15 protein-coding genes are annotated in these 18330 nt (G+C 64.7%); 1 reads left to right on the top strand and 14 read right to left on the bottom strand.

Translation table 11 applies throughout. The annotated features are described in order from the left end of the window. Positions 1-38: 38 nt before the first annotated feature. The 13 genes from lspA to FHX33_RS09925 form a co-directional block, all read right to left on the bottom strand. The gene (lspA, locus tag FHX33_RS09985; protein ID WP_021758372.1) at positions 39-572 is read right to left on the bottom strand and encodes a signal peptidase II; all 534 of its coding nucleotides are present in this window, start codon (positions 570-572) and stop codon (positions 39-41) included. Beyond that, complete coding sequence (locus FHX33_RS09980) at positions 569-2476, bottom strand: heavy metal translocating P-type ATPase (RefSeq protein WP_021758373.1); 1908 nt, start codon at positions 2474-2476, stop codon at positions 569-571. The genes lspA and FHX33_RS09980 overlap by 4 nt, the downstream gene beginning before the upstream one ends. After that, positions 2473-2832 (bottom strand): Cd(II)/Pb(II)-sensing metalloregulatory transcriptional regulator CmtR, encoded by a 360-nt coding sequence (gene cmtR, locus FHX33_RS09975; RefSeq protein WP_021758374.1) that lies wholly within the window; start codon positions 2830-2832, stop codon positions 2473-2475. Before cmtR ends, FHX33_RS09980 begins: the two co-directional genes overlap by 4 nt. A 289-nt stretch (positions 2833-3121) precedes the next feature. Further along, positions 3122-6565 (bottom strand): hypothetical protein, encoded by a 3444-nt coding sequence (locus tag FHX33_RS09970; RefSeq protein WP_155828967.1) that lies wholly within the window; start codon positions 6563-6565, stop codon positions 3122-3124. An 871-nt stretch (positions 6566-7436) separates the two neighbouring features. Then, entirely contained in the window at positions 7437-7895 is a 459-nt protein-coding gene (locus tag FHX33_RS09965) for a hypothetical protein (RefSeq protein WP_039921959.1), read from the bottom strand. A gap of 643 nt (positions 7896-8538) precedes the next feature. Then, a complete protein-coding gene (locus FHX33_RS09960) occupies positions 8539-11262 on the bottom strand; it encodes an AAA family ATPase (RefSeq protein WP_247597253.1) in 2724 nt (907 codons plus the stop codon). A gap of 334 nt (positions 11263-11596) precedes the next feature. Further along, on the bottom strand, positions 11597-12454 hold the full coding sequence (locus FHX33_RS09955; protein WP_168688430.1) for an ArdC-like ssDNA-binding domain-containing protein: 858 nt from the start codon (positions 12452-12454) through the stop codon (positions 11597-11599). Between the two features lie 447 nt (positions 12455-12901). Continuing rightward, on the bottom strand, positions 12902-13144 hold the full coding sequence (locus tag FHX33_RS09950; protein ID WP_155829193.1) for a three-helix bundle dimerization domain-containing protein: 243 nt from the start codon (positions 13142-13144) through the stop codon (positions 12902-12904). A gap of 358 nt (positions 13145-13502) precedes the next feature. After that, entirely contained in the window at positions 13503-14039 is a 537-nt protein-coding gene (locus FHX33_RS09945) for a DUF2306 domain-containing protein (protein ID WP_051337076.1), read from the bottom strand. 52 nt (positions 14040-14091) lie between these two features. Continuing rightward, positions 14092-14586 carry a GNAT family N-acetyltransferase gene (locus FHX33_RS09940; RefSeq protein WP_021765541.1) on the bottom strand — a complete coding sequence of 165 codons (495 nt, stop codon included), beginning with the start codon at positions 14584-14586 and terminating at the stop codon, positions 14092-14094. 33 nt (positions 14587-14619) lie between these two features. Further along, entirely contained in the window at positions 14620-15030 is a 411-nt protein-coding gene (locus FHX33_RS09935) for an arsenate-mycothiol transferase ArsC (protein ID WP_021765542.1), read from the bottom strand. Next, a complete protein-coding gene (locus FHX33_RS09930; protein ID WP_021765543.1) occupies positions 15027-16412 on the bottom strand; it encodes an FAD-dependent oxidoreductase in 1386 nt (461 codons plus the stop codon). The genes FHX33_RS09935 and FHX33_RS09930 overlap by 4 nt, the downstream gene beginning before the upstream one ends. A gap of 13 nt (positions 16413-16425) precedes the next feature. Next, entirely contained in the window at positions 16426-17154 is a 729-nt protein-coding gene (locus tag FHX33_RS09925; protein ID WP_021765544.1) for an aquaporin, read from the bottom strand. Positions 17155-17201: 47 nt separating this feature from the next. Here FHX33_RS09925 and FHX33_RS09920 point away from each other — a divergent pair, with 47 nt between their 5' ends. Continuing rightward, positions 17202-17870, top strand: coding sequence for an arsenate reductase/protein-tyrosine-phosphatase family protein (locus FHX33_RS09920; RefSeq protein ID WP_039924259.1), 669 nt, complete (start codon positions 17202-17204; stop codon positions 17868-17870). Between the two features lie 23 nt (positions 17871-17893). Here the strand turns inward: FHX33_RS09920 and FHX33_RS09915 are convergent, their stop codons facing one another. After that, positions 17894-18247: an ArsR/SmtB family transcription factor gene (locus FHX33_RS09915; protein ID WP_021765546.1), complete on the bottom strand. Its 354-nt coding sequence runs from the start codon at positions 18245-18247 to the stop codon at positions 17894-17896. Between the last annotated feature and the right edge of the window lie 83 nt (positions 18248-18330).

Here is an 18330-nt window from a genome sequence, read left to right as displayed (position 1 = left end):
GTGAGTGGGTGGCCTGGCCCACGACCTCCTTGACGTCCTCAGCCGTTGAGCGTCTCGCGCGCGATCGGTAGCAGGAGGTTCAGGCACACCAGGCCGACACCGACCACGACGAAGACGTCGGCGACGTTTCCGACGAACAGGTCGCCGTAGGCGAGGAAGTCGGTGACGTGCCCGCGCGCGAACGAGGGCGGGTTCACGAGCCGGTCGACGAGGTTGCCGACCGCGCCTCCCAGGATCAGTCCCAACGCAAGACCCCACCGTGCGCCGTGCAGCCGCACGGCGAAGGCGACCACCGCGGCGGACGCGAGCACGCCGATGAGGGTGATGATCCAGGTGGCCCCGGAGCCGAGCGAGAACGCGGCTCCGGGGTTGTAGACCAGCGACAGGCCGAACAGATCACCGAGAAGCGGGATCCGCTCACCCTGCGTCAGCTGCGCCACCGCGAGGGCCTTGGAGCCCTGGTCGATCACCAGAGCGAGCACCGCGACGGCGAGGGTGACACCGAGCGCCCGCCCGCTGCCCCTGGACGACTCACTCGTCTTCTCGACAACAACGACATCCTGCGCGGTCACGCGCTGACCTTCCGCGTCCGGGCGGCGCGCAGGCCGTTGAGGATCACGACGACCTCGGCGATCTCGTGCACCAGCACCACGGCCGCGAGACCGAGGACGCCGAACAGGGCCAGCGGGAGCAAGGCAGTAATGATCAGCAGCGACAGGAGGATGTTCTGGTTGATGATGTGCCGTCCTCGGCGGGCGTGGTCGAACGCGCGCGGCAGTAGGCGCAGGTCGTGCCCGGTGAAGGCGACGTCGGCGGACTCGATCGCGGCATCCGACCCGGTCGCGCCCATCGCGATCCCGATGTCCGCCGCCGCGAGGGCCGGCGCGTCGTTGATGCCGTCGCCGATCATCGCGACTGGCCCGTGCGTGCCGAGCTCGCCGATCGCGGCGGCCTTGTCCTCGGGGCGCAGCTCGGCGCGCACGTCCTCGATCCCGGCCTGCGCGGCCAGCGCGCGGGCGGTACGGGCGTTGTCGCCGGTGAGCATCGTGACACCGACGCCCTGGGCAGCGAGGGTGCGGACCACTTCCGGAACTTCAGAGCGCAGCTCGTCGCGGACGCCGATCGCAGCCACGGACAGACCGTCGCGGTGCACGATCACGACCGTCATGCCCTGCTCCTCCAGCCCTGCGACCCGGTCTCCGAGCGTCCCGGCGTCGAGCCAGCGCGGGCTGCCGACCGTGATCCGCGCACCGCCGAGCGTGCCTTCGATGCCGTGCCCGGCCTGCTCGGTCACACCCTCGGCCGCGGCGGCTCCCGGTGCGGCGGCCGTGATCGCGGCGGCGAGGGGGTGGGTGCTGTGCTGCTCCAGCGCGGCAGCCCAAGCCAGCGCCTCCTCCTCTGTGATGCCGTCGGCGGTGAGCACGGCGGTGACGGCGGGCTCGTTGCGGGTGAGGGTGCCGGTCTTGTCGACGGCGACGTGACGGATCACGCCGAAACGCTCGAACGCGGCACCGGACTTGATGATCACGCCGAACTTGCTCGCCGACCCGATCGCGGCCACCACCGTCAGCGGCACCGAGATCGCCAGCGCACATGGAGACGCCGCAACTAACACGACGAGGGCGCGGGTGATCCACAGCTCCGGGTCGCCGAGCAGCGACCCGATGATCGCGACGAGGGCAGCGAGGATGAGCACACCCGGGACGAGAGGGCGCGCGATCCGGTCCGCGAGACGCGCCCGGTCGCCCTTCTCCGCCTGCGCCTGCTCCACGAGCTCCACGATCGTGGTCAGCGAGTTGTCGGTGCCCGCCGCGGTCGTCTCGACCTCCAACGCCCCGGCGGTGTTGATCGCACCGGCCGACACTGTGTCTCCGGGCTCGACCTCGACCGGGATGGACTCCCCGGTGATCGCGGACGTGTCCAGGCTGGAACGTCCCGTGCGGACGACGCCGTCGGTTGCGATCCGCTCGCCCGGCCGCACCAGCATCAGCTGCCCTGCTTGGAGGTCCTTCGCGGCAACCTCGACCGAGACGCCGTCGCGGCGGACGGTCGCGGTCTCGGGGACGAGCTTGAGCAGCGCCCGCAGCCCGCCGCGGGCGCGGTCCATCGCCTTGTCCTCCAGCGCCTCGGCGATCGAGTACAGGAACGCCAGCGCGGCGGCCTCCTCGACATACCCGAGGATGACCGCGCCGACCGCGCTGATCGTCATCAGCAGGCTGATGCTCAGCTTGCCCTTGAACAACTTCCGGATCGCGCCCGGGGTGAAGGTCGACGCACCCAGCAGCAGGCCGATCCAGAACGCCACCAGCGCCGGGATCTCCATCCCGGACCACTCCAGGATCAGACCGGTCAGGAACGCGACGCCGGAGAGCACCGGGACCATGATCCCGCGATCGGTCCACCAAGGACCGTCGTGGTCATCATCGTCATCGTCGCGCTCGACGCCCTCCACCTGGGACTTCGTCACATCGCTCATGCGCCCGCCCCGATTCCGCAGCAGCCCGGCACAGTGCACGACGCATCTACACACGGCGCGTTCTCGTCCACCGCGAGCGTGACATCTAAAAGCGCGGCCAGCGCCGCCGCGAGATGCGGGTCGGCAATCTCGTAGCGCGTCTGCCGCCCCTCGGGCTCGGCAACCACAATCCCGCAGTCACGCAGACAGGTGAGGTGGTTGGAGACGTTCGAGCGGGTCAGCTCCAGCTCACGCGAGAGCACGGCCGGGTAGCTTGGGCCGCCGAGCAGAGTCATCAGGATCCGGGAACGCGTCGGGTCCGCCATCGCCCGGCCGAGCCGGTTCATGACGTCGAGGCGTGAAGCAATAGTCAGCATCTACTGAACTATACAGCAGGCGCTGACTAATCATTCAGAGTCGAGAACCTCGAATACGCGACTCGGCAACAATCGGAGCTACCAGTAGCGCGTTCCGGTAGCGTTCTCCCCTCACCCGGCAGCAACCAAGGTCTCGTCGGACTCAGATGGCGAGTTGCGCCAACGTGACGCCGGTCGAATGTGCCTCGCCACGTCCGCTTACCGTCGACGCCCGGTGCGAAGTGAATCGTTGGGCGGGTCCCACCGCCTCCAGTGAGTGCTTCGATTGACGCTTCGATGGGAACCGACTTCAGGAGGCGTCGTCAGCTGAGAGCGAATGAAGATCTGCTTCAATCGCGAGAGCGCGCAGGTGTCCTACGGCCTGAACGATCGGAGACGCGAACGTGTCGGCGATAGAAAGGTCTACGCCGGCGAGCACCTCCGCGAACGTGCCGCCATCATCCCCTTCGCTGGCCACGAGACTTTCGAGCTCCCTGTAGATAACGATCGCGTCGGCCCAAGCTTGGGGATCATCGTCAATGCTTTCGGCGGATGGAATCCGGGCGGTGGATTGGACACCGCGCCATCCATCAGGACGGCGACGACTCCACCCGTTCGCCGACGAGGCAGAGATAAGCGAGCCGATTAAGTTGTCTGCTCGCTCCTGGAACACGGACGGGGCCAGTAGGGCTCCTAAGCGCCGCGCGATGTCGGGGTAGTCAGTGGGGTCGATGTCTCGCAGCGGACCTTCGGCATCATCGAGAACTGCGCCGACTTGGACAAGTCGGCCGAGGTGCATTGCGACGAACCGCGTGCGGGTCTGGAAGCATGCTTCCTCGCGTGCCGACGGTCCCCACGACCGAAGGGACTCCTCAGTTGCTGCCCATGCAGAGGCGTCGACTGCGATGATTAGCTCGAGTGGAAGCAGCGGATCGGTCGGATTCAGGATTTCCTGCACAGAACTCGCGAACACCTCTACACCTGACTCTGTTAGCCGCTGTTCAACGGCCGCAAGGGATCCGTCCGCAGCGCTGACTGCACTCGTTAGCGTCAGAGCGCTAGTGTCCTCCAAGGATCGCCCGCGAATGTCCCCGGGCGACAGCGCTCCCTGCCCACGCGCAACCAAAATACGGGCAGCCATCGAGGCGAGACTGCCGAGTTCGTTCGGAAGCAGCGGTCCAACCCCTGCGTATTCCGGAAGGGTATCCTCAGCCCGCGCCCCCGCCAGCGCCTGAGGGGCTCCGGCGAGGCGCAGGCCCGCGCCCCCGAGGTTGGCGGCATCGTTCAGTCCCTGACTAACCTGCAGGAGGCTCTGGGCGATCAGGTCGAGAGCGGCCTTGGAGGGATCACGAGTCGTTTCGCGAAGCCGCAGATCGAAGTCGGCGGCAAACGGTAGCTCGGCACTAAGTCGCCCAATGAGTTGGGGATCGAGCGGCGGTCCCGGAAGTTGGGCAACCAGCGCGGCAACAGAGACGACCTTCTCGATCCACTCTCGACGCCCACGCGAACTGTCTCGCTCGGAAAGACGAGCAGGGAGCGCCATCAAGAGTTCCAAAAGCTGGGCACTCGCGTCTGCTTGTCTACGGCAACGATCGGTCCATCGTTCAGTACTCAGAAGCTCTGTCACTGCGATCTGCAAAGCGATGGAGCGTTCCGTCGCGATGCGTCTTGGGAGAGCGCCGACCCGCATTCGCTTCTTCCCGTCGATTGGCGCAGACGCGCCTCGGGCTGGCACGACGACTTCAACCGAAACGACGTCAGCTTCTGGGCACGCATCAAACAGTCTTTGCGCGAGAAACACTGCCTGTGAATTGAGCGAGGTCGGATCTTGACCTGCTTGAGGCTGATATCCGCGCTGAACATCCACGGTGCCAAATCGGGCCACTGCCCTAGCGGACACCTCGCAGAATGTGTCCGAAGTGTAGGTCGAGGCCCGCGCAAGGTTGCTCGACGACGAGGGCAGTTCTCTTCGATCCGAGAGGACCACATCCACAGCAAAACCGGAATCGTCAGCCTCAACGGCCCATCTTGCCCGCTGGCGAGGTGGGCCAAATGCTTGCTCGACTCTGGGCCCTTCAAGTTCGGCAACCACGGCCAACGTGGCGATCAACTGAGCGAATACATCCACTACATCAACACGAAGTGGGTCTGCCACTCGAGCCGAGTGTTTCGCAAATACAGCGGCAGCAGCGGCTAGCGGCAGCGTCCGATATCCCTCAAGCCGTTCAGAGAACCGCACAGCAACATCGAGTGGGGCCTCCATGAGTGTCTGCAGAATCACGTCGTCCGAAATCTTCGAGACTACCGTTTGGCGGGCTGAAGAATCCCACTCGGGAAGGCGTGCGCCGGCGGACGCAATCTGCCGGAACAGATCATTGCCGGTAAAGATGTCGCTGAACCTGGAGGTATAGGCCAAGAGGTAATAGGAAGACACATCAATCGTCGGCGGCGTGATTTGCTTGACGTATCCGAGGGTCGCAGCCACATAAGCCGAAACGTCTAGCCGCTCGGCAGCATCGACAAGCGCTGCAATTTCCCTAGCCGAGGTCGGGCCCGGCGCGTTTGCGAGGTCGTTTACGCGATCAGCAATTGACTTCACGAGCGGGTCTATAACGCGGCGGGCCGAAGTGAGTCGATCCGCAACCGACGACACGGTTTCGAGCCTAGCCGCACGCAGAACGCGGGTTGCAGCGCGCCGGTACAGCATTGGCCTCACCTCCGCCGGAGCAGCGGCGATGCTCCGTGCGTATGTTGTGGCCAGTGTGGGCGGGGGGACCTCGTGGAGCAAATCCAGCAGCACCTCCGCGCGCAGGTCATGAAGGGCGCGCCACGAGGTGCCGTCGTCGGAGACGATCAGATGCTCATCTCGCAGTCGTGACAAACGACGCGCGACGATCGCAGGAGACTCCCCAACTAAACGTGGCAATTCGTCTGCGGGCACGGATCGACCGAGAGTGTGCAAGGCGGTGATTACTGCCAAGAGTTCTCTTGAATCAGCATGGTCAGTGTCATCGAGTCCCTGCAGCTGAGTGCGCAACACTTCGCGCAGCCGACGTCCTGTCGTGGCGATCGCCACGAACTCCATGAGAAGTCCATCTGCGCGGTGGATTGCCTCTTCGGGTTCGGTAGCAAGTTCGAACCCAGCGGCACGGAGACGAGCGTATATTCGCGCAGCCGACTCTCGCGCAAGCCGCGAGTCCACCAGGTGTGCACCCTCAGCAATCGACGGAAGAAGGTCTTCTTGCCGACATGCCGCCAGGATCGAAACCCCTGAGAATTCGAGCAGCCGGTCTCGAGCCTCTGGCCAACGCTCGGTTGCCGCGCGCCCTAGATCGTCGATGCAAACAACTACTCTGCGTTCAGGCGTCGGAGAAAGCATCCGCACAAGTCGGATCAGGCTTTGCACGTCTGAATCGCTCGAGACCCGAAGCACACGTATGAGCATTGGGCCGTCCTGAAGCAGCGACGCGGATCGCCAAAGCAGGCCTGATTTCCCTGTGCCACTCGCGCCGACGATTAGGACCTGACGGCTCGACTCGAGTGAAGACAGAATTGACTCGCACTCAGGGACGCGGACCACGTCGAGGTCTGCCCCGACGTGGCTGGGGACGACCCTTACGCCGGAGAAGAACTGCTCCTCGCTTTCGGTTTCTATGCGTGAGAAGTCGGCAAACTCGCATACACCTTCCCGAAGCGCGGCCTCGAAGTTCTGTTGGTCGACAGTCTCGCGCAACCGGGAGATCATCGAGTCCACGTCAGCGAGGGTTCGAAGATGGGCAGTCGCGACGTCGCGGCCACGCTGCGCTGACGATACCAAAGCAAGATCTGCAGCAAGGTGCGATCGCGCAATAACGGCAACCGCGGGAGGAATCGAGTAGGCCCTTGCGAGTAGCGACTCGACTTCGACCACAAGTGGGTCCTCAACAACGACAAGGTGGGTTCGGCCAATTAGGCGTTCCGCTGTGTCCGGGTCGCGACGACTGGCTGATAGCTGGTCTCGCACCGCTCGCGTAAGCTCAGCGTCGCCTTGGGGGATTGTTGAACCCCATCCTGTAGCGCCCGCGGCGAAGCCTGCATTGCTGACGATGGCGTACCCGGCGACGCTTCCGTCGTAGTCGCGAGCCGCCTCGACTTGAGCGGCATGCGCGATTACAGACGCAGTCTCCGCGCGACTCATGGTCCGCGCGCTCCGCTGCTTACTCTGGACAAGAAGCCAGCTGCCGTCCTGAAGGCGGCAATCAATGTCCTCAAAACCCTCAGGACGGACAGCGGACACCCGAGGAAGTGGAGAGTCCGACAGCCTCCCGGAACCGAGGAGCAGGGTCGCAAGGTTGATCTGATAGGTCACCCCCGCGACGTTCGCCGCTCCGCTTCGGAGCCGGGCAAAGAGTTCATCGGAAGACTCTTCCGAAAGCAAACTGACGGCGCGCGCCTCCCGTTGGCGTTGGCGCTTCAAAGCCTCGCGTTTAGCGCCCCCGGGTTGTCCCTTTCCCACGACACCTCCAAGCACGATCCACACTGGCACCGTATCCTGCCTCAGGCAGCGGGTGTTCTGGTAGGTGCCATTTGGGGGGGGGGGGGGGGCAAGCAGTGAAGGGTCGGGTTGCTCGGCATCGAGCGAAGGGCTATCCGTCCAAGCTCTCGACTGCGCGCATCGTCTCTGCAAAGCCGACTTCACCGGTTCGCCACATTCGGAGGGATGCGACCAGGTCCGGAAGATTAGCAACGATCCAAGTGTGTGAACGTCTCGGCAGCCGGTACACGACCTTGCCAACGAAAACCATCATGTGGGCGTCTTGGCCCCGCGCGAGCATGTGCACACGATCGACCTCGACTAGCAGCCCCCTAGCTTTCGGCGGCCAATTAACTCGGATCACGTCAGTCGAGTCGCGAAAGCTCTTATCTACAAGGTCTCGGATGTGACTGAATAGGCCACTCAACGCATCATCGAAGCGGTCCCGGTACTGGGAGTCTCTCGAGACCGCCCAGCTCCTCCACGCGACGAACACGGTCACCCCGCCGGCCACGATCGCACCCGCGAGCGCGCCCCACATTGTCGCCCAGAACTGCTGCCAGAAGTCCACAGCCGAATCCTAGGTTCGAATGGACCTCGAAGGCGGAAGCGCCGGATCGATTTGGGACAAATGATCGGACGGATGGCCGCATCGTCACTCCGGGTGCCAGTAGATGAGTAAGGGCGCGAGCGGGAGAAGCGAAGGTATCACTCATCGATGCTATTGGCTCCCAAGGTCGGCTGCCGGGGATGGCCCTTCCGGTCGGAACCGCACCAACCGCCGTGGTCTGGTGGACACTGGTGACATGAGTCTCGATGCGCCAGCGCCAGCGCCGTCCGGAGCTACCGGACGCGAAGCGGTAGAGATCTGCCGCCAGTGGATGGCCTACCTGGGCGCAGTCGACGTTGTTGTGGCGGAAGGCTCCGCCACCGACATTTGTGATTTGTACAGCTCGCGGTATCTTGCATGGGTTCAAAGCCGCAGAGGAAATCTTGACCTTGGTGTTGTCGAGCGCGCTGCAGCCGTCGGGTCGGTTGATGGCCGCTCATCACTTGTTTTCCTCAGGGGAGGTGTTTTCCCAACGGTACAAGACCGAGCAGACAATCTAACGGTGGGTCTGCTTCGTTTCGACCCACGAACGGGCGCTTTGGATGGCGCGAATGCTGTTGGTCGGCAGATACTCGCGAGTGGACTTGTGGGATAGCTGTTCCGGTTAGTGCAGGGCACGGCCTGTAGAGCTGAGAGGCGAGACGCTCGTAGCGGGCCCCGTTTGAGAACGAGCCGCGCGGTTGAATTCGGCTCGTGCGGCGGCCCTAGAGATCTCGATCGTCTCCTCCACAGGTTGCCGTTGCATGGTCTCGACTAGCTGAGCCCGAGCCGACGCCTCGGTGGGAGCTACGACTACCGCTAGGTTGCTGGACGTGCCTCTCGTCATTCCTACATACAGGCCGGCGCCGTCGACGCCAGGGCCGACTATAGATCGGTCCGTTGTCTCGCCCTGCACGCCGTAAACGGTCGTGGCGTATGCCAAGTGGAGGTGGGTTCCTGCATACTCGTGATCGATCATTCGCAGATCTGTCGAGTCGTTTGCGGACGCCAACATGACATGTTGCGCAGTCACGTTCTTCACCGTCCAGTTCTGGCGATTCTGTACGTCCATCGTGCTGTCGTTCCGTCGCGTTTGGACGACATCGCCGACAAAGATCGCCTGTCCGGCCTGACCCGAAACGGCTGCGCTGGTGTCGACCTCGCCGACCGAGATCCGGCGAGCCTGAATGGCCTCGCTCACCGATTGCGCCTCGGCGTGGGTCGCGGAGACTATGGCGATGGACTGTCGCTCTCGGGAGGCTTCAAACCAGGCACTTACGAGGGCATCGTGCGCGTCAGTCTGGCTGTTTGAGAGCACTACGTGTCCCGTGTTGATCAATTCGTCGGCCGTATGACCGGCTTCCTTTAGGTCATCTGGTTGCCGAAGTCGAAGACTCAGGTTGGCCCACGCTGGGTCTTTGAATCGATGGATAGTCAAGAGCTCGACCTGGCGGGTTGCGCGTCGCCAGAAGAGGGCCATGGCGCCCGAGTGACCGACCGGAAGAGCTTGATGCTGGTCTCCGACGAGGGCGACGCAAGCGCCGGTGCGGGCGACGACGTCGAGCAGGGCGTTCGCTGCCTCGAGGTCAAGCATTCCAGCTTCGTCAACCACGATACGGTCTCCCGGTCGAACGCCGATGCGCGGACCGACGTAGGGCATACCCGTCGACGGATCGAGCTCGCCGATCGTTAGGCATGACCACTCGGTGGCACCGGCTGGATTGCTGATCCATCGCCATCCGTAGTCGTATAGCAACTGATGGAGAGATGACGACTCGCTCCCGGTTTCGCGTCCAGCGACCGCGGAAGCCTTCTTCGTTGGCGCGACGATGATCATGGCTCGACCGCCACGACGCAGAGCCGCTCCGGCCACCTTGAGCATCGTCGTCTTGCCTGTGCCAGCGGCACCGGAGATCGTCACGACTCGGTCGGAACCTGCGATCGAGGAGGCGCCCTCCAGTTGCCCTTCGTCCAGCGCGCGGTTGGGATCTATGGCTTTCGCTACTTCGGTCATCTCCCCTACGGAAGGCACGGTGCCAGGCGTAGCGAGGGACTCTGTGCGATGCGCGACTGTGGCCTTGAGAGTTGCAGTGGCAATGGCCATCCGGCTCTTGATGTGTGGGGGAGTGCTGGCCTCTGACAGCAGTGTCACCGTGTATGTGCTGGCGGCGTAGGCAGTAACTTCGTCGACGACCACACCTAGCTGGGTCCGATCATTGATTACGCCTGATGCTGCGATCGCTCGGATGGCTCCTGCCCGGACGTCCATGTCGCTGAATCGTCCTCCCGTCCCGGTCGATCGACCGTCCGCATCGACGATCGCCTTGGCCGCTAGAAGCTCGATGTCCAGGTCCTCGATGGCGATCGGGCGCGCCACCTTCGCGCCTCGTGGCTGTACGAGTTGCGGGTCGGCGTTTAGGAGTTCGGTCAGTACAACGGACGCCCAATCGTTCTCGTCCAGCTGCCCCGGCTTGTTCGGCCGGCCAGCCGCCCATGCCCACTGATCGATCTGGTTCAGGACGGAGGCGGATGGCTCCTCGTCCGCGTGCTGTTCCCTCCACTGGCGAAGATGGGCAGCCTTGTTGGACTCGATCTGAGCGGACCGCTTCGACAGCGGCCGCACCAGATGCTGCAGCTGCGCGATCTCCCCGTCCGAATTCAGCGTGAAGCCCTTCGACGCGAGAGCAGCGACCCATGCTGGGTCGGTCTTGCAGGCGAGGTCGCCTTCGGCGTTCACGATGTTCTGGAACCGGAGCGCGACGCGAGTGTCGACGTTGGACCACTTCCCGTCGAGTCCTTCGACCTTGACGTTCAGCCACAGGTGGCGGTGCTTATGAGGGTCCAGTGAGCGGGACCGTTCGTGTCGCAACTCGACGACCTCGATGCGGGCGAGGTCTTCTCGGATAGCACCTTGCTTTCCGCGGCGGGCGTTGAGCTCGGTCTGCCACAGCTTGATGATCCGGTCCCGCAACCGGTCCTGCAGATCCTCGTACGCTGCCGCCAACTCGTGGTCCAGCATCGCCGCGATCGAGAACGACTTCGGTGCGTTGATCGTCGCATCCAAAATCAGATCCGCGACCGGCGACTCCAGATCCCGACCCCGACGCTCACCCGTCAGAGGGTCGACACCATCGACCCAATCCTTCAGTTGGGACCGGGTGAGGAGGTCGTCACGGATCGCGCCGTTCTCAACGATGTACCGGGTCATCACGGCGTCCGCATAGCCCGCGGCGGCCAGTGCGCCATCGGCGGTCTTGGCCGTCAGCGTCGCGTCGCAGACGCCGCCGAACGCGTAGTGCACCGCCTGCTTGACCCCCTGGGCCGCCTGCCCGCGCTTCCAGCGCGCCACTCCACCTCTCACACTTAGAACTTCCGGTTACGCGCGCTTTTTGGCGCGCACGGAGCGCGCACACTCGAAGAGTGCCTACGTGCATTCGCTCTTTTCCCTTTGGCTTGTCGTCTTTATCGTTCTCTCTCGTTTCTGGTCTCGTTCTCTCGTTGGTCTCCTTCGCCTTGGTTTCATTCGTTGCTTCTCGTCCCTTCGTCTCGTCCTTTTCTTGTCACGGCCATCTCTCCCGCTCAACATTTGCCGCCTCTTCCGCCGGCCCGCACTTCGCGCCCCCGAGCGCGAAAGAACCCCGACCCACTCAAGTTGGGTCGGGGTTCTTTTCGTCCGGTCGCGATTACTGGTCGAGCATCCCCACGATGTCGTGAACCGCCGCGAGGACTCGCGTAGCCGACTCGCGAATCATGGTGACGTCTTCGTCGCTCCATCCGGCGATGTAGCCGATGCTGTACGCGCTGGTGTCGAAGCCGCACAGGCCTGCGACCACGAAGGCGACCGACTCAGCCTCGACCTCCATGCGTCCGCGGTGCAGGCGGTACTCCTCGACGCTGTCGATATGGCGGAGCTCAATGTGCGCCGTCTCGTGAATCAGAGTCTTCGCGGACTGCTCGACGCTGATACCTTCCGCAAGGATCACGCGCAGCGTCTCGGGGTCCGTGTATCCGCTCGCATCGGCCAACGGTTCGCGGCTAACCCTCCATCCCCGGGACTCAAGGTGAGCGGTCAGCGGAGCAATGACTCCGTGGTCGTCGTCGCCGACGAGTCGGTGAGTAGGATCACTCGGGACCGGGTCGGCTCCCTCGATCGGGTCGGTCTGTGCGATGTCGAATACGGACAGAGTCGGGAAGTATCGGACCACACGCTCGTCGTCGGCTGGGGTCTCATCGTCGGCAGCGGTCTCGGTCTTCCGCTCGCGGTATCCGAAGATCTTGATCGACTTCTCACCCTTACGGACCTGGCGCCCCTTGGCCTGCCATTGCCGGAAACCGGCGACCATGGTCGCGTCGGGGTTCTGGGCGAGGATCAGCAGGAGGTTGTTCAGGCTGTAGTTGTGGAAGGAGCGGGCGAACTCGAGGAATGCCCGCCACTGGCCGCTGTCGGCGAGTTGTTGGACTTGCTCCAGGATCGACGCGTGCAGTGCCTCTGCTTCCGTCTGGCGTGCCTCCGCGGATCGGGTGATGGTCGTGTGCGTCATGTCGGTTGCTCCTTTGTCCACTCGTCTTTCTCGCCGTCCCGGCACGAAGATCAAGAACGGGTGGAGGCTGAGCAGTGACCGGCAGGAGCGGTTGCTAAGTGGAGGAGCGCAGCGACGGAGTCTGCAAATAGTGAGGGTCGGTCGCGGAGCAGCCGGAGGCCGTTACGATCGCAGGCCGGAGCGGGGAGAAGACACGGCTCGCGCCGACGTAGTCGGCTCCGCGCAGAAACTCGTACCTGAGTCAACCCTGCGTGGGCGAGCTCTATCAACGTCCCCTGAGTTGTGCGATCCGATCACGCAGGTAGACGGCAAATGGGATGGCGACTTAGGGCGGCGTTGAACTCAAGCGCTGCCGATGATCCATGTGTCTGACGCCCACGGGAGGGACAAGGCAGGCAGCAAAGGAGGAAGTTGGTAGATCGGCCCCGGGCTGACGGGTTTCGGCAGTCAGTCCTTCGCGTTGGCCGATTTCTTCAGCCTCTTCTTCGTAGAGCGCTCAACCAGAATGGCCAGGTAGTCCTTCACCGGTCGGCCGACGAAGTCGTCGAACTCGGCGCGCGTGGCGTTCTCGATCTCTTCCCGGGACATGTCCGGGAACTTCGCCTGGAGGCGTTCAGTTACCTGCTGGATGGTGTCTTCGTCGGATACGTCTTTCGCCACGCGCCGAGTGTCGCACAGGAAGGTGAACACGAACACGAGCGTTTCACGCCGACAACCACCACGCACGATACGGCTTTAAGCGCCCAGGACGGTGACCCGCGAAGAAATCTGCGCGCATACCGGGAGCGGTGTCACGGAGTTATCGTGAACTATGTCGACCAATGAGTCAGTGGAGTGCTCCTGCTGCGGCCGGGAGCGGCTCCGGCGTCAGGTTCACGCGCTTGGTGAGCGCAATGACGTGTACGTGTGTCGGCGCTGCGGTTTTTGGATAGCTGTGTTCTGGCGCGGAGACCGCGCTGACGTTTCTCGTTGAGGGTTCGACTGATTCCTTCCGTGACGACCGCCGCGGCCAGCGACCTGGGCGTTGGCACACTGGCACGGCGACCCGTCACGCGGGATTCCTGATACTCGGGTTGTCACTGTCGGAACTGAGGTGGCGGTGCTTGAGCACGGCGCGGATGATGAGCGGAGCCCCGACGATCGCGGGAAGAAACCAGAACAACCACGAGGGCAGCAGGCGCCAAAGGGGGAGCTGGGGTCCGTTGTCGACGTAGAACGCGGTCAGCATGGCGACGTAGGAGACTCCCATGGCGATGATGTGTGGAGCGTTGCCGGGTCGGTGGAGCCGACGGTAGATGAACCCGAAGGAGGCCGCGACGGCAGCGACGGCACCCGCCGCAACAAGGGGCAGATCGGCGGGCCACCGGAAGGCGGACATCGCGCACGCGGAAGCGAAGACGATCAGAATCGCTCCGAAGTAGAACCGGCCACTGACAACGTGCCGGCCGGAGCCTTTTCGGCTGAACATGGCAACCAGCCCACTCGCGATTGCGACCAGAGCCGCCGCGACGTGGATTCCGAGCAGGGCGAGGAAGACGGCGGAGAGCGAGGCTACGTCCAGTCCGAGCAGGGGTTCCGTGCGCATGAGAGGCCTCCCTCCGGTGCGCTCAGGGTAGCGCTGCGCAAGGGGGTGCGGACTACTGTTCCCGTCGCCGCTCGATGAGGATGGTGTCGCGCCATTGCCCGGCCCACGGCCCGTAGGTCATCAGGGCGATGCGTTCGCGATGTCCGACCACTCGGAAGCCGACCTGCTCGTGGAGACGGAGGCTGGCGGTGTTCTCGCGGAAGATGCTCGACTGGATCGTCCAGATGCCCGCGTTGTCGCACGCGTTGATCAGCTCGTCCAGGAGCAGCCGTCCAAGTCCGTGGCCGCGCGCGCGGTCGGCAACGTACACGGAGTGTTCGACGACGCCCCGGTAGACCTCGCGTAAGGAGACCGGAGACACGGCTGCCCAGCCGGCGACGCCGCCTTCATCGACCGCGACAAGTCGCCCAACCTGCAGTTTGCTCGCGTCGAATTGCTCCCACGATGGAGGCTCCGACTCGAACGTGGCGTTGCCCGTCGCGATCCCCTCGACGTAGATCCGCTCGACCTCGGACCAGTCCGCGAGCGTGAGCGTGCGAATGATCATTCGGCTGCCGTGCTTCCCAGAGTCGTCACCGGATCATTCTTCAGCGGGTGCCACCCATTCCACCAGCTCCTCGACCTGCACCAAGATCGTGCCCCGGAGCTCCCGAACGCCGTCGAGGTCCCAGGTCGCCGGGTCGGGGAACTCCCACTGCACGAACTGACCCGCCACAGGGCCGGGGAGCTCGAGCCCGGGCTTCATGGCCACGACGATGTCAGCGGCCGCAAGGTCCTCTACCGTCACCGCTCGAGGCTGCGCGTCGGAGCTGTCGATACCGAGCTCGGCGAGAGCCTGAACCACAGGCTGGCTTGGCCCGTCGGCCGGTGCTGTGCCGGCGCTGGTGGCGTGGGCGCGATCGCCGGCGACGCGACGGAAGAGGTGGGATCCAAGCTGCGACCGGCCGGCGTTGTGGGTGCAGAGGAAGAGGACGGTGGGGGCGTCGTTCATACCGTGATCTCGGTTTCGATGGTGGCTCGTGTCCAGGCTTGGGTCGCCGCCTGGACGGCATCCCACGGTGAGCCGAGTGGCGGCGTGTAGGAGAGGTCGAGGTCGCTGATCTGCTGCACGGTGAGGCCGGCGAACAGCGCCGTCGCGTAGGTGTCGACGCGCTTGGCGGTCTCGGTGCCGAGGCGGCCGACGAGTTGAGCGCCGAGGAGGCGTCCGTTGTCGGCGTCTCCGGTGATGCGGATGCTGATCGGCTGGGCGCCCGGGTAGTAGCGCTTGTGGTCGTCGGCGGTGGTCTGGGTGGTGACGCTCTGGAAGCCGGCGGCGTGCGCTTCGTGGTCGCGAAGACCGGTTCGCGCGGCGACGAGGTCGAAGACCTTGACGACCTGTGTTCCGACCGAGCCGGCGAAGCGGGCGTCGCCACCGATTGCGTTCTCCCCGGCCACGCGTCCCTGCTTGTGCGCGGTCGTCCCGAGCGGGAGATAGGTGACCCCGAGCAGCCGGTGGTGGGTGACGACCCCGTCGCCGGCCGCGTAGACGTGGGGCAGGCCGGTTCGCATCTGCTCGTCGACGACGACCGCGCGGCCGGCGCCGAGGGTGGCTCCGGCGGATTCCAGGAGCTGAGTGTTCGGGCGGACACCGACAACAGCGAGCACGATGTCGGCTCGCAGGTTGACGGGCTGGCCGTCGTGGTCGGCGCGGACAAGCAAACCGTCGGTGTCCTTCTCGACCGAGCGAACCACGGTGCGGGTGCGCACGTGCACGCCGTGGCTGGTCAGCTCCTCGTGGACGGAGGAGCCGAGTTCCGGGTCGAGGGTGGAGAGGACTTCGGGTCCGCGCTGCAGGACGGTGACGTCGATGCCGCGCGCGCTGAATCCCTCGGCCATCTCGAGACCGACGTAGCCGGCGCCGATGATGATCGCGGTGCGCGGGTCGCGTGCTTCTAGGTCGCGGTCCAGGGCGAAGGTGTCGCCCATCGAGTGGATGACGTGCAGCCCATCGGCGGGGGTGAGCTGGTCGAGTCCGGTTATGCCCGCGTGCGAGGGGAGCGCGCCGGTGCCGACGATCAGCTCGTCGTAGCCGATCACGGACTCGGTTCCGTCCGCCGCCCGGACGTTCAATCGCTGACCCGCGACGTCGATGCCGGTGGCGAGTGTGTTGAGCCTGAGTGACATCCCGGTCGCCTCGAGGTCGGCGTGGGTCCTGTGGGCGAGCGACTGCCACGGGCGCACGTCACCGGAGAAGTAGTACGGGATGCCGCAGATGGAGAAGTTCGGGTATTCGTCGGCGACGACGACGGTGACGTCAGTCGCCGGGTCGAGTTCGCGGGCGCGCAGCGCGGCGGAGATTCCGGCGTCGCTGCCGCCGATGGCGACGAGATGCATGGGATGGTTCCGTTCAGCGATCGGTGGTCTGCGGGATGACGACGTCCGCTGCGGCCTCGGCCAAGACCTTCTCCGAGCGGAATAGCGCCAGGGTGAGTCCGACGTCGATGGCGGCGCCGACGAGTTGGGCGGCGATGAAGGGGAGGACGGACGCCGGGGCGATCCCGGCGAACGAGTCGGAGAAGATCCGGCCGATCGTAACGGCGGGGTTCGCGAACGAGGTGGAGCTGGTGAACCAGTAGGCGGCGCCGATGTAGGCGCCGATCGCGGGGGCGGCAGCGGCGCTGCGGCCGGATCGCGCCAGCGCGAGGATCAGCATGATGAGCCCGGCCGTCGCGACGACTTCGCCGATGAGCGTCCCGGCAGTGACCCGCTCGGTGGTGGCGACGTGCGTGGGCAGCTCGAACATCGCGTTGGCGAGTAGGGCTCCGCCGATGGCGCCGACGACCTGCGCGAGGATGTATGCCCCCGCCTCGGCGAGGGTCAGTCCGTTGCGGGCGGAGCGGCCGACGATCCAGTCGACAAGTGAGACGACCGGGTTGAAGTGGGCTCCGGAGACGGGGCCGAACAAGAGGATCAGCACGGCGAGGCCGAGGGCGGTGGCGATGCTGTTCTCGAGCAGCTGCAGGCCGGTGTCGTGAGAGAGGCGGCTGGCGGCGATCCCGGAGCCGACGACGACCGTGACGAGCAGTCCGGTTCCGAGGAATTCGGCGAGCAGGCGAGAGAGAAGGCGCGTGTTCATTGGCTTCATCTTGACCGGTAGGAGATACCTCAGTCAACATTGAGGTAATGAACACTGGGCGAAATCCGTTGGAGACGCGAGCCGCGTTGCACGCGGCTCTGGCGGATCCCCTGCGTCTGCGAATCGTGGACCTTCTCGTGCTCGGCGATCTGACTCCGGGAGAGCTCGTCGCGCAGCTGGCGGTCTCCACCAATCTGCTCGCGCACCACCTTGCGGTCCTGGAGCGTGAAGGCATCATCGTGCGCGAGCGTTCGGAGGGCGATCGCCGCAGGACGTACGTGCGCCTGCGGCCGGCCGCGCTCACTGCGCTGGGGCCGTCTGCGGATGATGCCGCGCGTCGGGTCGTGTTCGTGTGCACGGCGAACTCGGCGCGGTCTCAGTTGGCGGAGGCGCTCTGGTCGCGCTCCAGCGATGTCCCGGCCCTTTCCGCGGGGACGCACCCGGCGCCCGGGGTCGCGGTGGGTGCGGTGCAGGTCGCGGCGCGACATGGTGTCGTTCTGGCGGGACGACCGAAGCTGTACGCGGATGTCGTCGAGGTTGGTGACTATGTCGTCACGGTCTGTGACCGAGCGCACGAGGAGCTCGGGTACGGCGACGCTCATTGGTCGATTCCCGATCCGGTGCCGGACGGCAGCTCGAAAGCGTTCGAGGCTGCCTTCGACGAGATCGCACGCCGGGTCGGCTCCCTCGCCGCACACCTGACGCGGAGCGCATAGCGCACGACGGTCGGGCCACTCGGTTAGAGCGCTGTCGTGAGGACCTTCGACACGCGCTCCAGGCTTCCTGGGACGAGCTTGTAGTACGACCAGGTGCCACGCTTCGACCGGGTGATGTAGCCCGCGTCGAGCAGAAGCTTGAGGTGATGTGACACCGTCGGCTGGCTGAGCCCGATCGGTTCGGTCAGATCGCAGACGCACGCTTCCTGGCCCTCCGAGTTGGCCACGATCGAGAGCAGGCGAAGTCGGGTCGGGTCGCCGAGAGCCTTGAACGCCGCCGCCATCGACTCCGCCTCGTCGAGGGAGAGGGTCTCGCTCGTCACAGGAGTGCAGCAGGCGTTCACGGGTGTGATCGGGAGTGCTTCGAGAACGGCCATGCGACTAGTCTAGCCGTACATTGACAGATTTCGATGAAGCAGGCACACTGTAAATCGAAAACCTTCAATGAATGGAGAATGAG

Origin of the sequence: Leifsonia aquatica, assembly GCF_014190775.1 — a bacterium.
GTDB classification, from domain to species: Bacteria; Actinomycetota; Actinomycetes; order Actinomycetales; family Microbacteriaceae; genus Leifsonia; species Leifsonia aquatica.
This window is presented reverse-complemented; position numbering and strand designations above follow the sequence as displayed.

Excerpts from the sequence above, each read along its gene's own strand:
- FHX33_RS09980 (WP_021758373.1), bottom strand. The coding sequence starts at position 2,476 with ATGAGCGATGTGACGAAGTCCCAGGTGGAGGGCGTCGAGCGCGACGAT.
- cmtR (WP_021758374.1), bottom strand. The coding sequence starts at position 2,832 with ATGCTGACTATTGCTTCACGCCTCGACGTCATGAACCGGCTCGGCCGG.
- FHX33_RS09955 (WP_168688430.1), bottom strand. The coding sequence starts at position 12,454 with ATGACGCACACGACCATCACCCGATCCGCGGAGGCACGCCAGACGGAA.
- FHX33_RS09945 (WP_051337076.1), bottom strand. The coding sequence starts at position 14,039 with ATGCGCACGGAACCCCTGCTCGGACTGGACGTAGCCTCGCTCTCCGCC.
- FHX33_RS09940 (WP_021765541.1), bottom strand. The coding sequence starts at position 14,586 with ATGATCATTCGCACGCTCACGCTCGCGGACTGGTCCGAGGTCGAGCGG.
- FHX33_RS09935 (WP_021765542.1), bottom strand. The coding sequence starts at position 15,030 with ATGAACGACGCCCCCACCGTCCTCTTCCTCTGCACCCACAACGCCGGC.
- FHX33_RS09930 (WP_021765543.1), bottom strand. The coding sequence starts at position 16,412 with ATGCATCTCGTCGCCATCGGCGGCAGCGACGCCGGAATCTCCGCCGCG.
- FHX33_RS09925 (WP_021765544.1), bottom strand. The coding sequence starts at position 17,154 with ATGAACACGCGCCTTCTCTCTCGCCTGCTCGCCGAATTCCTCGGAACC.
- FHX33_RS09920 (WP_039924259.1), top strand. The coding sequence starts at position 17,202 with ATGAACACTGGGCGAAATCCGTTGGAGACGCGAGCCGCGTTGCACGCG.
- FHX33_RS09915 (WP_021765546.1), bottom strand. The coding sequence starts at position 18,247 with ATGGCCGTTCTCGAAGCACTCCCGATCACACCCGTGAACGCCTGCTGC.